At 59.0% G+C, this 15,497-nt stretch carries 13 protein-coding genes; 9 read left to right on the forward strand and 4 right to left on the reverse strand.

What is annotated here, in order from left to right:
• The first annotated feature begins 5 nt into the window (after positions 1–5).
• From ACD578_RS28385 to ACD578_RS28425, 9 genes are all read left to right on the forward strand, one after another.
• A complete protein-coding gene (locus tag ACD578_RS28385; protein ID WP_404294145.1) occupies positions 6–2,420 on the forward strand; it encodes a VirB4 family type IV secretion/conjugal transfer ATPase in 2,415 nt (804 codons plus the stop codon).
• The gene (locus tag ACD578_RS28390) at positions 2,417–3,064 is read left to right on the forward strand and encodes a hypothetical protein (RefSeq protein WP_404294147.1); all 648 of its coding nucleotides are present in this window, start codon (positions 2,417–2,419) and stop codon (positions 3,062–3,064) included. Before ACD578_RS28385 ends, ACD578_RS28390 begins: the two co-directional genes overlap by 4 nt.
• An 11-nt stretch (positions 3,065–3,075) precedes the next feature.
• Positions 3,076–3,801, forward strand: a complete 726-nt coding sequence (locus ACD578_RS28395) for a type IV secretion system protein (RefSeq protein ID WP_404294149.1) — start codon at positions 3,076–3,078, stop codon at positions 3,799–3,801.
• 196 nt (positions 3,802–3,997) lie between these two features.
• On the forward strand, positions 3,998–5,026 hold the full coding sequence (locus ACD578_RS28400) for a type IV secretion system protein (protein ID WP_404294152.1): 1,029 nt from the start codon (positions 3,998–4,000) through the stop codon (positions 5,024–5,026).
• A 12-nt stretch (positions 5,027–5,038) separates the two neighbouring features.
• Positions 5,039–5,758, forward strand: coding sequence for a virB8 family protein (locus tag ACD578_RS28405; RefSeq protein WP_404294155.1), 720 nt, complete (start codon positions 5,039–5,041; stop codon positions 5,756–5,758).
• Positions 5,755–6,597 (forward strand): P-type conjugative transfer protein VirB9, encoded by an 843-nt coding sequence (virB9, locus tag ACD578_RS28410; protein ID WP_404294157.1) that lies wholly within the window; start codon positions 5,755–5,757, stop codon positions 6,595–6,597. The genes ACD578_RS28405 and virB9 overlap by 4 nt, the downstream gene beginning before the upstream one ends.
• A gap of 6 nt (positions 6,598–6,603) precedes the next feature.
• Complete coding sequence (gene virB10 / locus ACD578_RS28415) at positions 6,604–7,839, forward strand: type IV secretion system protein VirB10 (protein ID WP_404294160.1); 1,236 nt, start codon at positions 6,604–6,606, stop codon at positions 7,837–7,839.
• On the forward strand, positions 7,805–8,875 hold the full coding sequence (virB11, locus tag ACD578_RS28420) for a P-type DNA transfer ATPase VirB11 (protein WP_404294163.1): 1,071 nt from the start codon (positions 7,805–7,807) through the stop codon (positions 8,873–8,875). The genes virB10 and virB11 overlap by 35 nt, the downstream gene beginning before the upstream one ends.
• Positions 8,872–10,971 (forward strand): type IV secretory system conjugative DNA transfer family protein, encoded by a 2,100-nt coding sequence (locus ACD578_RS28425; RefSeq protein WP_404294165.1) that lies wholly within the window; start codon positions 8,872–8,874, stop codon positions 10,969–10,971. The genes virB11 and ACD578_RS28425 overlap by 4 nt, the downstream gene beginning before the upstream one ends.
• Positions 10,972–11,370: 399 nt before the next feature.
• Here ACD578_RS28425 and ACD578_RS28430 read toward each other — a convergent pair whose 3' ends face one another.
• The 4 genes from ACD578_RS28430 to ACD578_RS28445 all read right to left on the reverse strand — a co-directional run bounded on the left by ACD578_RS28430 (position 11,371) and on the right by ACD578_RS28445 (position 15,283).
• Positions 11,371–12,150, reverse strand: coding sequence for a hypothetical protein (locus ACD578_RS28430; RefSeq protein ID WP_404294168.1), 780 nt, complete (start codon positions 12,148–12,150; stop codon positions 11,371–11,373).
• A 166-nt stretch (positions 12,151–12,316) separates the two neighbouring features.
• Complete coding sequence (locus ACD578_RS28435) at positions 12,317–12,583, reverse strand: Rap1a/Tai family immunity protein (protein WP_404294171.1); 267 nt, start codon at positions 12,581–12,583, stop codon at positions 12,317–12,319.
• Between the two features lie 218 nt (positions 12,584–12,801).
• Positions 12,802–13,839 carry an IS30 family transposase gene (locus tag ACD578_RS28440; RefSeq protein ID WP_404294174.1) on the reverse strand — a complete coding sequence of 346 codons (1,038 nt, stop codon included), beginning with the start codon at positions 13,837–13,839 and terminating at the stop codon, positions 12,802–12,804.
• A gap of 148 nt (positions 13,840–13,987) precedes the next feature.
• Positions 13,988–15,283, reverse strand: a complete 1,296-nt coding sequence (locus tag ACD578_RS28445; RefSeq protein WP_404294176.1) for an ISNCY family transposase — start codon at positions 15,281–15,283, stop codon at positions 13,988–13,990.
• Positions 15,284–15,497 lie beyond the last annotated feature (214 nt).

Here is a 15,497-nt window from a genome sequence, read left to right on the forward strand (position 1 = left end):
CCGGCATGAGCCAAGTGAACAAGGCCGTTCGTCCTCTCCTGTCCTTTGGGGCGGTTGCATCTCGCGAAAAGAAAATCGCCGATATGCTGCCGTATCTGCGGCATGTGGATGACCAGACCATCCGCACAAAGGACGGAATGCTCATGTCCTTTGTGAAACTGGACGGCTTTTGCTTCCAGACGGCGGACCAGGCGGCCATCAATCAAAAGCTCGAAGGCCGGAATACTTTCGTCCGCGCACTGAACGACAGCCGCTTTGCGGTCTATTCTCACATCATCAGGCGGGAAATTCAGCCTTCAATTCCCGGCCAATTCAATAATGATTTCTGCGACCTGCTGAACAAGCGTTACTCTGAGGCGATCCGCGATCAGCGCATGTTTGTGAATGACCTTTACCTGACGGTCATTCGCAAGGGCTTTGATGGCAAGGTCGGCATGGCCGATAAGTTCCTCAAAGGCGTTCGCAAGGTTGTCGGCGTCTCGGCCGCCGAACTGGACAAAGAGGCGCGCAAGGAACTGCAAGAGGTTGTCAGCAATCTAAGAGAGCAGTTTTCCCCTTACGGCGCTCGGGTGCTGTCGCTGGTGGCTCGCAGTGGCTCCGTATATTCGGAGCCCTGCGAGTTCCTGGCCCAACTCCTGAACGGTGGCGTCGAGATCCCCATGCTTCTCCCGCGCATGGGCCTCGATACCTACCTCCCGACGCGCCGGGTCACTTTCGGCAAGCGCGCCTTGGAGCTGCGCGGCCCTGTGACCGGCGACAATCGCTATGGCGGAATGGTCTCGATCCGCGAATATCCCACTCTGACTGGGCCGGGGATGCTTGACGGGCTCCTCAAGATTAAAGGCGAGTTCATTGTTTCACAATCGTTCGCCATTCAAGACCGCGCTCCGGTCCTGTCGCAGATCGGCAAGGTCGAGCGCCAGATCGGGGCCTCGGACGAAGGCGGAACCGAAGTCGAAGAGATTATTTCCTTGGCTCGGGATGAGCTTGTCTCGGGCCGTGCTGTGTTCGGGGAACATCATCTGACGGTCCTCTGCCTCGGCAACACAATTGCCGATATGGAGCGGTGTGTTCAGGACGTTACCAACGAAATCCAGCAACTCGGGATCACCGTTGTTCGTGAGGATATGAACGCTGAGCCCTGCTTTTGGGCTCAAATGCCGGGGAACTTCCCCTATATCGCTCGCCGCGCCCTGATTACGTCGCGCAACTTCATGGGCTTTACCTCGCTCCACAACTTCGCCCTGGGCCGCCGCGACGGCAACCATTGGGGTCCGGCGATCTCCCTGCTGCAAACGACAAGCAGCACCCCCTATTATTTCAACTTCCACCGTCGCCAAGTCGGCAACTTTACCGTTGTGGGTCCAACCGGCTCCGGTAAGACCGTGGCGCTCTCCTTCCTCATGGCTCAAGCCATGCGGGTGCAGCCGCGCCCGCGCTGCGCCTACTTCGACAAGGACAGGGGCGCGGAAGTGTTCATTCGCGCCATGGGCGGAAGCTATGAGGTTTTGGAGCCCGGCATCCCGACTGGCTTCAACCCTCTCCAGCAAGCCGATAACCCCTCGAACCGGGAGTTTGTGAAAAACCTCCTCCGCTTCATGGTCCGGCCTGCCGATAACCGCGAGCTCTCGGCGGAACAAGAGAAGATCATTGAGGGTGCCGTCGATCAGATCTTTGAAGTGCCGGCGACGGAGCGGCGTCTGTCGGATGTGGCCATGCTCCTGCGGGGCCGGGAGAGGGCAGGGCACGATGACCTGGCCTCACGCTTCGAGGTTTGGCTGAACGCTCGGGGCTGGCTGTTCAATAACCCGGTGGACTCGTGGTCGGTCGGAAATGGGATCTTCGGCTTCGATATGACCAAGATCCTCGATGACGACGATCTGAGGACGGCGGCCCTCGGCTACATCTTCCACCGCATCGAAGGTCTTATGGATGGCTCTCCCTTGATGCTGTTCATCGACGAAGGCTGGAAGATCCTGCGCGATCAGAAGTTCTCCGGCTTCCTCAACGATAAGCTCAAGACGATTCGTAAGCTCAACGGGTGCGTCGGCTTCGGGACGCAATCGGCCAAAGACATTGTGTCGGCCGACATCGCCCATACCCTACTCGAACAGACCCCAACCAACCTGTTCTTCCCGAACCCAAAGGCGGATGAAGAAAGCTACCTGGGCGGCTTCAAGCTGTCGCTAAGGGAGTTCAGGTGGGTCCGTGAGACGGCTCCGGAAGCTCGCCAGTTCCTCATCAAGCATGACTTGGACTCGGTGATTGCGCGCCTCGATCTCTCTCACATGCTCGATCTTGTGAAAGTCCTCTCCGGCAATGCCGATAGCGTGGCCGAATGCGAGGCCCTTCGGAAGCAGTACGGCGACGATCCTGCGGCATGGCTGCCGCATTTCTGCGGATGGAAGGTCGGCAAATGAGAAAGGTTGCTCTCTCGCTCCTGGGCGCGCTCGTCACGACGGGCGCCCTCGCGCAAGTTCCGGTCAATGACGCCGCCCGCCTCAAGGAAGAGGACAAGACCGCGCGCTGCATGTTGCGCTCCCGCACCTACAAGGACAACACCCTCAAGCCAACCGAAGGGGTCAAGGGGAGTGTCGTCGCGCCTCAATCCGGGGGCACGTCGATGAACGCCGGAACCTCCTACGTCATTGGGCCGGGGCAAGTCTCGGGCGTGGTGAATGGGGTCGATGTAGGGGCTCTGATCGGCGGAACCCTCGGCGTGATCAATGCCGTCCAGGGCAAGAACTATGCTGCGATGGCTCAATCAATCGGCGCTCTGGCCGCCGTGATTGAGGCGAACATGCAGGGGCTCAACCAGGGCAAGGCGCAGATCGGAAGCGTTCAGTCCTTGCAGGGCGCTTGGGACCAAAACTCGCAAGCCAGGATCGGAATGGTCGGCGTGTGGGGGCAGGCGATCCAGGCCGGTTCGATCCGCCTCCAGTACGAGAACGACAAGCTGCTCCGGCTCCTCGATGAAGCCAGTCAGCGTCAAAAAGCCCTGAGCTTTGATCCCTCGACCGTGCGGCTGGTCGATGACCAAGCCCAACCTCAACAAGCGAAGTAAAGGACAGTCGAATGCGTTCCATTCGCTCGATTGCTTTTCTGACCGGCCTTCTTGCGGCGACCGCCCCTGCGGTGGCGCAAGTGCCGGTGATCGACTCCGCTACGCTGTCACAGGCGACGCAGACTGCCTCAAATACGGCGTCGATCATGCAGACCAATCAACAGATCATGCAGACGGTGCAGGAGACGTTGAAGGCTGTTACGGGCAACCGGCAGACCGGCTCGATTGCGAGCGCGGCCCTTGGGTCGGGCTTCAATATGTCCGGTGCGCCGTCCCTCTCCTCGATCCTCGGTGGCGGACAGATGGCCTGGGGCAACCTGGGCGAGTTCGGGCAGGTTGCGGCCGGGATCATCAACGGCCTTAAGCTGGTGAATACCCTGACAGGTCTCAGCGGCTCTAGCTCGACCGGCACTGATAAAGCCTATCAGGGCGCGGTGAACACGGCGACGGCCCTGCAAGGGTTGGTGGCCGGAACGCAGTCCGCGGCCTCTTCGCGCACGAATGCGTTTCAGGCTGCCGGGGGCATGATTGGAACCGCGCAAGACATCAAGGGCTCTATCGACCAGAACAGCCAGTTGCAGGTGCAAACCGGCCTGACTGTGAATGAGCTGATCGGCGTTATGAACGCCGCCAATGCCGCCTTGAATGCACAGCAAATGCAGGAACTTGCCGGGCAAGCTCATGCCGCGAAAGTGCTTTCCTTCGACTCCTCCTCTGTTCGGCTGGTTGCCCCCTAACATGACAAGATTTCTGACCCGATTGGTAGCTGCTGCCGCGCTCGGTGTGTCCGTCCTCGGGCTCTCGGCCTGTGCGGGACACAAGGAACTCAAGGCTCCCTGCTCGCTCTCCGGCTCCTTCTTTAGCTCAAGCGTCCTCGCAAGCGAGGATTGCGGCGAGTTGAGGCTCCTTAATCAGTAAGGCAAGGGCCGCTCCATGAACAACGTCATTGAAGCACTGTTCAATAAGGTGGACAGCCTTGGGATCTCGGCGGTCCAAGCAATCTACAATCAGCTTGCGACCTCCTTGCAGCCTGTGTTCCTCCTTGGAATGGGGATCTACGTTGCGTTCTGGGGCTATGAAATGCTGATCGGGCGCGTCGGGGTCTCGGCTCCGGTGTTCCTGTGGCGCATTGGCCGCATGATGCTGATTTACACCCTCGCGTTCTCCTGGGGTGACTTTCAGGTTCTCATTGCGGAAGTCCTGACGAAAGCGCCCGATGGCCTGGGGAATGCCGTCTGCCAGGCGGTCGGCGGGGGCGGGTCCAACTGCGCTACCATGTCAACCGGCCTGAGCAACCTATGGATTGCCTCGAACAACGCCGCTCAAAAGATCAGCGCGGCGGGTGGCTCCTGGGGCATTGCTATGGCCTTCCTGAGCTACGTCGTAATCGGTGTGGCGGCGGTGTTCGTGGCGATTGCGGCATTCCTCGTCATTATGGGAAAGATTGCCCTGTTCGTGCTGCTCGGGCTCGCGCCGATCTTTATCGCCCTGTCGCTGTTCCAGATTACCGTTCCCCTGTTTGACGGCTGGATGCGCTCTTGCGCTCAATACGCGATCATTCCGCTGATCGTCTACGGCTTACTCGGCTTCTACATCGTCCTGCTGAGTACGACTGTAAACGATCTGAACGCGGCGGTTGCGGCTGGTGAGCCGACGCTGAAAACCATTGCCCCGTTCCTGCTCATGTGCGTGATCGGGTGGTTTCTCGCCTATCACTGCCTGAGCATTGCACAGGGTATTGCCGGCGGCGCTCGGCTCGGCACCAATGGCCTTGATGGAACCGCCAAGCGTGGCGCGATTGCCGCCGCCCTCCTCGGCGGCAAGGGCCTCTTCCTGACCGGGATCAAGGCGGGCCAAGCCTACCGATACCTGCGGGACCGGAACGCGAACCGGATCGGTCCAAGCCATCTCGAAAAGCAACAAGCTCTCATCACGTCCCAACTGGACAAGAACCGTTCGTAAGCGAGAAAACCTATGTCTGACTTGGCTAGCAATGAAACGCCTGTGCCCCTCGTGGATCCCCGCTATTACAGCGAGGGCGTGACCTGGGAAGCGGCAACCTATCAGCGGATTGCGAACTCCCTGCGAGTGTGGCGCGGCGTGGCCCTGGTCCTCGGCCTCGCCCTGCTGGCGGCGATCGGGCTCCTCGGCTTCCTTCTCCCCCTCAAGACCTTCGAGGTTGTGACCTTGATTGTTGATAAGACAACCGGCTTTGTCGAAGTGGCGCGGCCTCTCGAACAGGGCGGAACGATCTCGAAGCAAGAGGCGGTGACGCGCGGCAATATCGTGCGCTTCCTCCGCGCTCGCGAAACTTACGATCCGAAGGGTCTGCGCGACAACTACGAGCTGGCGTTGCTCTACTCGACCGGGGATGCAAGCCGGGATCTCCAGGCGGAGTTTGACAACTCGAACCTGAGAAACCCTATGCGCCGGTACGGGGCAGACACGACGGTTTCAGTCATGGTCAAGTCTGTGATTTTCCTCAATGACCGGACGGCGGCGGTGCGCTTCCAAACGACCCGGAAGAATGACCGGGAGAACGTAACGGAGCATTGGGTTGCGAATGTCCGCTTCCGGTACACCTCGGAGCCCATGCGCAACGACTACCGCTTTGAAAACCCGCTCGGCTTCCAAGTGACCGAGTACCGCAAAGATCAGGAAACCGTAGGCGCCACTGAGGAGGCCGGAAAGTGAAAAAGCTTCTTTTGTCGCTGGCCGCTCTGGTGGCCATGTCCTCGGGTGCGTCGGCTGAACTGGTTCCTGCGGCCGTCAAGGCGGATCAACGCATTCGGACCGTGACCTATCACAAGGACAATGTTGTTTCGCTCGCCGGAACGCTCGGCGTCTCGACCATGATTGTCTTTGGCGAGGATGAACAGATCGCAACGGTCGCTATGGGCGATAGCGTCTCGTGGCAGGCCGTCCCTGACAAGAGCAAGGCATTCCTGTTCATCAAGCCGCTTGAGCGGGACGCGGTGACGAATATGAACATTGTCACCAACAAGCGGATTTACAACTTCCTGCTCAAAGCTGGCTCGCCCAACAACAAGGATATGACGTTCAAGCTCCGGTTCGATTACCCGGATGAAATCGTGGATGCCCGGATGCTCGAACAGGCAAAGCGCATGGCCGCAATGCCGAATTTCCAGCAACTCAAGCAGAACGCGGCGAATGCCAACCTGGATTATGGCTTCAAGGGCTCAAGCCTGAACGCGCCACAGAACATCTTTGATGACGGCGTGAAGACGTATTTCAAGTTCGCCGGGGAGGTGCCAGGGATCTTCCTCGTCAATCCGGACGGAACGGAAAGCCTCATCAATCACAGGCGGGAAGGGGAGGTGATCGTAGTCGATAAGGTGGCCGCGCAATGGACCCTGCGCGCCAACAATGAAGCGACCTGCGTTTTCAATCTCCGCGCTCAACCGGCTGAAAGTCCTAAGTCAATCGTGACGCCTATTCAGCCCGAAATTCAGATGGTGGGCGAACCGGCTCCGGCTCCGGCTGAGGCTCCCGTTATCAAGGCAAAGGGCTGATCCTCGATGTCGAACATTACATTTGAACCAGAAGACGCCGGATCGGGCCTCCCCCGGCAGCAATCGGGCGGCGGGAACGTGATCGCAAAGATCGTCCTCGTTGCTGTGACCATTGGCGTCCTGTGTTGGCTCTGGCTGTTCAATCACCAGAGCGCGAACACGGTCAAAGAAGACAAGCCAGAGGCGTTCAGCACGGCCCAAGCCAGAAACGTAAGCTTTGACTTCAAAGAGCCGCCGCCGAAAGCAGACAATCGGCTGGTGATCGAACCGCCTCCAGTGGTGACGGCTCCTCCTCCGCCTCCTGTTGCCGTGATCCAGCCCGCGCCGGTCATTGACGATGGCGAGGCGCGGCGGCTGGCCGAAGAGGAGAAGCGGCGTCGGCTGGAAGAGGAGAGGCGGGAAAAGGCCCTGCGCTCCGGTATGCTGATTTTCGATCATGAGACCCCAAACGACGGTTCTCTTGCTGGCGGGGCCGAAGGGGGAGGGGCCTTGCGCGTGGATGGTCCTGAGACTGACTCGAACCGCGCCTTTATGGCTCGGGCCTCGTCGCAGGATGTTGAAATGGCTCGTGCTACCAAGAACAACCGGATTGATGCCCTGATCCCGCAGGGGACCATGATCCGGGGTGTTCTTGAAACCGCCATTCAATCGGATCTGCCGGGAATGGTCCGCGCGATTACGTCTGAGGATGTCTATTCCTTCGACGGGCGGCGGGTTCTGATCCCCAAGGGAACCATGCTGACCGGCGAGTATAAGTCCGGCCTCTCGCGCGGCCAGACAAGGGTTCTGATTGCATGGACCCGCATGTTGCGCGCCGATGGCGTGTCGGTGGCTCTCGGCTCCTATGGCACGGATGGGCTCGGGCGCTCCGGCCTCGCGGGTGACGTAGACAATCACTATCCTGAGCGGTTCGGCTCCGCGATCCTGTTGAGTCTCGTCGGCGGCGTTAGCTCCTTCGTTGCAGGTCTGAACAGCGACGGGCAGACGGCAGTTGCAGGTGGCGGCTCGTACATCCAGCAGCAGGCCCAAAGCCAAGCGCAACAGACCATTGCTCAAACGATGTCCGACCTTGCCAACCAGGCCCTCAAGGACTCGATCAATATTCCGCCCACAATCCACGTCGATCAAGGGACGCGGATTATGGTCTTCGTCAGAAGAGACCTTGATTTCTCTGGTCTCTATCAAGATCCGGTCAAAGAGGCATTGAATGAACTGCGTCGTTCGAGAGCCGTTTACAAGTGAGGCGGTGAGCGTGTGGAACACGCTCCCGACTTTCCTCCGGCAAGCCTGTGAGCCGATTAGACCTTGGCTCGAAGATCCCGAAGTTATCGAGATTATGTGCAATCGGCCTGGGGAGGTTTGGATTGAATCCACCCGCCATGCCGATGTGCAGCGTCATGAGGTGCCGGCGCTATCGAGCCTCCAGATCCAGCGCATAGCCCAACAGGTTGCCAGTTTTACCAACCAGTCTGTGAATGAGGTTACGCCGCTCCTATCGGCGGCTATGCCGTTCGGAGAACGCTTTCAGGGCGTCTTGTCGCCTGCCGCGCCTCAAGGCGGCATGTTCTCGATCCGTAAGCAGGTGATCCGCGACCTTGCGCTAGAAAGCTACCTCGACATGGGGGCGTTCGATAACGTCAAAGTCTCGGGGCCGCGCGAGGTCGATCCTGACGACATAGACGAAACCGATGAGGCATTCCTTGAGCTCCTGGGCGATCCAAGCCCGGAAGGGCGAATGAGGGCAATCCGGTTTGCTGTCGAGAATAAATATACGGTTCTCGTCTCGGGAGGCACGTCGTCGGGCAAGACAACCTTCCTCAATGCGCTTCTCAAGGTCATTCCGCTATCGGAACGCATCTTGAGTCTTGAGGACACTCAAGAGCTAAAGCCACCGCAACCGAACTGGGGCGCGCTCCTGGCGTCCAAGGGCGATCAGGGGCTCGCTAAGGTGACGGTTCAAGACCTGCTGGAAGCTGCCATGCGCCTGCGGCCGGATCGGCTCTTGCTAGGCGAGATCCGCGGGGCGGATGCCTTCACCTTCCTGCAGGCAGTCAATACCGGACACCCCGGCTCTTTGAGTACGGTTCACGCCAACTCGCCACAGGACGCCGTTACCCGCGTGGCGCTCGCAACCATGCAGGCCGGGCTTGGCCTATCCAAATCGGAACTGTCGGAAATCATTCGAGCCACGGTCCCGGTCTTCGTCCAGTTGCAACGCAAGCCCACGCGCGGCGTATCGCAGATCTATTTCAACAAGTACCAGAGGGCAGGGCGGTGAACAGGAAACTCGGCCGGTTTGTGAAGATCGGCGCTCTCGTCGTCTGCGCATTGGCCGTCCTGGGCGGAGCGTTCTTTGTCTGGTCGCTCAACTATGCGGCGGCTACTTACCTCGTGAGCCGTCAAACGGCCATGTGGAAAGCCGTCGCCCTCGATGGCTATTGGAGTGCCACCTTCGACCAGGTGGTTGCCTATTGGGGGCATCCAATGGTCATGAAGCTTGTCACGGTTTCCACAGTCGCGCTCTTTTGTGAAATCCTCGCCCTGGTGGCGATCGGCGCGCTGATCCACTTCCAGCCCTGGAAGGTGAAGGCCCCCAAGGGCTCGGCACGCATTGCGACGGAAACCGATTTGAAGAAAGCCGGTCTGCTCGATGGGGTGCCGGGCAAGTCTATCGTCCTCGGCTCCTACAAGGGCAAGAAGATCCGCTACAGCGGCGATAGCCATATCTACGTGAACGGTCCGACCCGTTCGGGTAAGGGTGTCGGCTTCGTCCTAACCAATGGCCTCGAATGGCGCGGCTCCCTGATTGCCCTCGATGTCAAAAAGGAGATGTGGCAGGAGGTCGGGCCTGCGCGCCTCGCGATGGGGCAGGAGGTCTTTCTGTTCAGTCCCGGCTCCGCGGAGTCCCATTGCTGGAATCCGCTCGATACCGTCTCGGGCTGGCCGCGCCGGTCCACTGAGATTGAGAATATCGCCAATACCCTGATCCCCTCGCCGGAGAAGGGAGATGCCTTCTGGACCGCAACCGCCCGAAGCATCTTCGCGGGGCTCTTAGGGTACGTCCTCGATAGCAAGCGGATGGAAGGGCGGCGGACGATCCGCTCTGTCGTGCGCCTGTTCAGCACCGGCAAGGAACTTGCTGCCGTCATGAGGCAGATCTTGCAGGATGAACCGGACCTGCACCCCTATGTGGCAGACAAGTTCCGGCAACACATAAGCCGCGATCCTGAGCAACGGCCCTCGTTCGAGGCTCATATCATGACCGCGCTCAATGCCTGGAACGGCGCACTCATGGCGGCCGCCACAAGCCGGAGCGACTTCGACATTGCGCAACTGCGGCGGAAACCCTTCACGGTGTTCATAGGTACGCCTGCCGGCGATCTCGGGTCAGCGGAAGCCCTCATTCGCCTATTCATCCAACAGGTTCACGATGTCCTCATGCGTGAGCTGCCGGGAAAGGGTGAGCCTCACAAGCTCCTCATGATGCTCGATGAGTTCTACCAGTTTGGACGCCTGCCGGAGATTGTCGACAAGACGCCGCTCGTCGCCGGCTACGGGTTCAAGATTGCCATTATCGCCCAAAACATCCCGCAATTGGATGCGCGCTATGGCAAGCCCATCCGTGAAATGCTCCTCGGCAACATGGATGTGAAACTCAACATTGCCGTAGGCGACAAGGCCACGGCGGATTACGTCTCGGAAGAGTTCGGCCGCCACTACGTTCTGCGGGAGGGGTGGAGTTCTTCGCCAGGGAAGGGGGATATGGGGCTTCGCTCCAACTCTCGATCTGGCCGGTTTGAGGCGGAACCTCTCATTAGCTCGGACGCGGTTCGCCGCTTCGACAACCGCAAGTCTCTGCTCCTCGTGCGCGGCCACAACGGCGCGGTCCTCGACAAGCTGCATTTCTTCCTGGATCGGGACTATATCGAGGCTCGTAAGAGAGTAGCGCACCACGGCGAGGCCCTGAATGTGCCGGTCCTCGAACCGCTCAAGGAGGGGCCGCTGTTTGAACAGGCTCCCGAGGCGGTGGCGGCTGAGCCGGAGCCGGAGTCTGTGAAACCAACCCTTGCTGCGCCGGAGCCTGCGGCCGCCATTGCTGCTCCTGCGGCGGCTCCGACGCCTGAGCCTTATCTGGTCCAGGCGCTTGAGCCTGTATCGGCTGCCGTGGTGCCTGCGAGTGCCGGCGAGGATGAAGAGGAGAGTTTCAGCCTCGATCTACCGGCCTTCGGAAGTCTCAAGAAGCTGCTGGATGAGGCTGATGCGGTAGCGAGAACCCATCCTGTCGTCGCACGGCTTAAGAAGGTAATTGAAGAGGATGCGAGCGCCGGACTGGTGGAGCCGGGGACCGATTTAAGCGCCTTCATTCGGGCGTGAGGGTGGTCAGGACCTATGCGCGGAAGCCTTTTAGCACCCATGCAATAGTGATCCCTAGAACAAGGCAGGCGAGGGGCGGAAGAAATGACCAAAGAACGAAGTTCTTAATGGCTTCATTCCTTATGGCTGCTACTTGCAAATCGTGTCGCTCCCGCCGTGCTTCGGCACGGCACCTTGCAAGTGGCAACTCGTCTACAGTAAAATTGTCGAAGTGCTTTTGCCCGCAGTGTGGCGCATTGTACTCATGGAACATGGGTACATTAGCTTGCTCTGACCTAGACCGCTCATAGATCAGGTAGCTTGTTGCAATAAGCCAAGCCAACGATAGAAGTGACCAAAGTCTTAGAAATCCGCGTTTCCAACGTACCGCCATCAATCATCTACCTGCTTCGAACAATCTCATAGAGGCCGAGCAAATAGCACCCTCACCGTGTTCCGTATGTTTTCGAGTATCCATTCAAACTCGATGCCCTTTAGACGGGCCGCAACAAGAGGATTGTTGAGGTACTGCTCTGAAGTGCCCAAAATCTCCGCCTCCGTTTGGAGGTATCGCGCGGTTTCACAAACTTTGGCATTCCTCATGCGAACCGCATCACCGCCGAACGGCTGGCCTGCAAGAACCTTCTCTTGGATGATGTGCTGCCTACCGGCAAAATCCACGAGTAGGCCATCTACATCTGGTAGATTTTCTTGGACGTTTATCCTGCCGGGTTGATCGTATAGGCTAACTGTAAATTGTTGACCGTTAGAGTCATTCAGCAAAAGCGACTGGCTACGCACTACGGTGTGAATATATTGCGCTAAATAGTACAAACGAAGCTTATGCTCCTCGAATACAGAATGCTCCCGGCTCGTTTGGAATGTCTGCTGCATTATTCGGGTTTGCTCGGCGTTCTCCTTTGCCGTGTTTTCAAGCTCCCGCTGCTGATCTGCTAGGACCTGGCGGGTCTCTTCTAGCTCTTTGCGCTGGAGGCTGAGTTCTTGGCGTTGAAGCCAAGTCGCAACAATGAGCCAGAGAAAGGCGAGGGGCGCGACAAAGCCTGAAAGGGTGTCTCCAATGGTGTCCGCTGGAGCTGTGGCTAGATCGTTCCACCGGGGGACAACGATAAGCACTGCAATGAGAAGCCAAAGGGCTGTGGCAATCCAACCTACAAGCATAACCGACCACTTACGAAACAACGGAACCTCAAGCTTAACGGGGAGCGCCGTCGCGGAGAAGATCCGTTGATAGACTCCTATTCACGAGCCCCGAAATCGGATTCGCATAACCTTCAGTATGGATAAAGCCCCGCGCGGCCCTGGACCTAAGCGAGGCACAGGGCCGCGTGGCCGACGGCAGTCGGAGCTAAGGGCAGGGCCAAGCCTTGCGTAAAGCTTCTTCCACAATTTCATAGAACACGTTGTGCAATATAGCTGGGTTGTTATCCATGTAATTGATAACGATACGTATCGCTTGAACGGTATTTGCATTTGACGGGGAGCAGAATCGATCACCTCGTGGCAAACTGCTTCCATAATAAAACATCGCGCCAATCATTCCGGCACACATACCTTGGTTAATTGGATGGTCACGTTTGTCATTATCCAAATAGCCCCTGCAGGCAGTTGTCATGTGATTGCCCCTTAATATGCCTTGATCTTGAGCAGAAACGGCAACCGGGATAAGACAAAGTATAGTACTAAGAACAACTTTCGCAGACACAACAGCCCCCAAGCTTTGATTTACGACAACCTAGCCCAAACATCTTCCGTGCGGAAGGCGGTCATGCAGACTTGCGCTGTGGAATCAAGCCGAAGTGCGATGGTTTGCGGGCATCGGTCCCCGGTCGGTCAGGGACTGCCGGGGCGGAGCTGATCAGGGTTGCACAGCCCCGGCAGTCCCAGATCCAGAGAACTCATCAGGACCTCTTTGGGTGTGCGATAGCACAGGCACTTGCGCGGCGTCCCATTGAGCCGATCACAGATCTCAAACAGAGCCTCCTCGGGCAAAGTGGCAATGTCCGCGTCCCGTGACAGAAAGCGCCGAACCCGGCCATTGGTGTTCTCGACCGTGCCTTTCTGCCAGAGGGCCTGTGGCTTGCAGAAATAGCTGTCCATGCCGAGCTTCTGCTTGAGCAACGGGTAATAGGCAAACTCCGTCCCGCGGTCGAACGTGATCGTCAGACGCGCCGTCTCCGGCAGGACTTTCAGCTTCTCGATCATGCCGGTCATGACCCCGGTCGCATTGCGATCTCGGTTGCGGGTCAGGATCGTGTAACGGCTCTGGCGCTCCGTAAGTGACGTAAGGTTGTGCTTGCCCAGCTCCTTGCGGAACATCATCAGATCGCCTTCCCAGTGACCAAAGCTGGTGCGGGCTGCGATCTCCGGTGGACGCTGCTCGATGGTGTTGCTCGCCGGAATGAAAAGACCGCGAGGCTTGCGCTGGTAGCGCACACGCCGCCGGCGCCGTGCCATGGGCAGATCCTGGTACAGCCCGAGCTTTTGTCCTTGGGAGCTGTAGACGAACCGGTAGATCGTCTCGTGCGACAACCGTTCAGGAGCACCGGATACCCGCAGACGGCCGGCAATCTGCTCTGGCGACCATCCAGCTTTGAGGCGATCCATGACATAGACCGCGAGCACCAGTTTGCGGGAGAGTTTGCCCAGACGCTGACGCCGGGCGCGGGCTTGCATGTCGGCGGCCACATGGAAATAGCCGCGATACAACGGCTCTTCATCGTGAACCCAGTTCCGTTTGATCTCGCGGTAGATGGTCGAGCGATGCCGCTGCAGGCGGTCGGCGATCACACTGATCGGGATCTTGGCCGCGTGCATGCGGGCGATCTCACGCCGTTCAGCCAGGCTCAGATGGATGTAGGGCAGGGTCATTCAGCCTCCGAGTGCAAATCCTTTGTTTGTAACGGAATTCGCACTTCAGAATAGAATCCATCGCGACACCACGCGTGTCAGAACTCATTAGACAAGTCACTGATTGTCCTCATTTGAGATGTCACCTCTGGGAGTGACTGCTGAGAGCTCAGCCCACCTTGAACAGGCTCTTGGCCTGCCCTCGCCGGCGAGGTGCTTTGCGGCTGCGGCTCATGTCGAGCTCCTTCTGCCGCTCGGCGATATAGGCTAGAACCGGCCCCAGCCGCTTGTTCTCGACAACTGCCGCCTGCTCCACCTGCTGGCGGCGGTCAAAGGTTCTGTACGGCAGCTCCAGGCCCTTGTGCTTGATAGCAAAGCGCCCATCCGGATAGTCGTAGACGGTCACTCGCTGGCGGGCGAGGGACAGCGTGATCGCGCTCGGCTCGAGAATGAACAGCACCTGGTCGTACTGCAGGGTCAGACTGCGCGAGACCGTCCGCTCCTCCCGCCAGGCGAACACGTCATCCAGCTCATCGTCTTCGCTGAGCGGGCGATGCAGGTCCTTGTCGCTGTAGGGCGCTTTGGCAAAGCGGCGGTTGAAGTCCGCCATGAACGCCGGCAGGAAGGCATTGCCCGCCTCAAGGGTTGAGATCCCAGCCAGACGCAGCTCCTTGACCAGCCGGTCCTGCAAGGTGCCATTCGCGCGCTCCACGCGGCCTTTGGCCTGCGGAGCATTGGCGCAGATGATGTCGATGTTGAGCTGATGCAGCGCCCGGCCGAACTGGGTCATGCCGTCACCTCCCACGGCTCCTCTGCCGTTGACCCGGAAGACGGCGTGCTTGTCGGAGTAGAACGCCACCGGCTTGCCGTAGGCCTCCAGGTACTCCCGGGTCGATCGGAAATAGTCGAAGGTCGACTCGGTCTCGACGAACTTCAGATGCATCAGCCGGCTGGTGGCATCGTCAATGTAGACCAGCAGCGTGCAGGGCGGACCACGATCCTCAAACCAGTAATGCTCGGAGCCATCGATCTGGACGAGTTCGCCGACGCAATCACGCCGGTAGCGCGGCTGGTGCACGCGCTTGAGCCGCTGTTTGCGGTCCTGCCACAGGCCCGCCGCGAGCATCCAGCGCCGGATCGTCTCGACGCCCAGATCGATGCCGTGCCGCTCGGCGAGCTTCTCGCAGGCAAGGGTTGGACCGAAATCGGCATAGTTGGCCGTGATGAGCGCCAGCACCTCGGCGCGCAGCGCCGCCGGGTAGGAGCGGTTGCTGGGCCTGCCGCGCCGGCGCGACACCAAGGCCGCGGGACCGCCGGTCTGATAGGCCTTGAGCAATCGGAACACCTGACGCCGTGTGATCCGCAGCAACTGGGCAGCTTCATTGACCGTGATGTGCTCTGCCATCACGTCGCGCAGAACATGCATCCGGTCGATCTCGGGACGGCTCATGGCAAGGACCACCATAGAAACGAAGCTCTCTGCTGCAAATGACACCGGGAGGAGGTGACATTTGTAACGAGGAGAGCGGTGACATCTCTATCGAGGACCTACACACGCGGATTCGCATAAGACTATTTATGGAACCAGAAGTTGCGCAAACCCTTACCAAACAACGATAAGATGCATGCTCATCAAAGCCGCCGTTAACGATTCCGGGTAGCCCAATCGACTTCACAAA

This window comes from Microvirga sp. RSM25 (genome assembly GCF_044784385.1).
GTDB classification, from domain to species: Bacteria; Pseudomonadota; Alphaproteobacteria; order Rhizobiales; family Beijerinckiaceae; genus Microvirga; species Microvirga tunisiensis.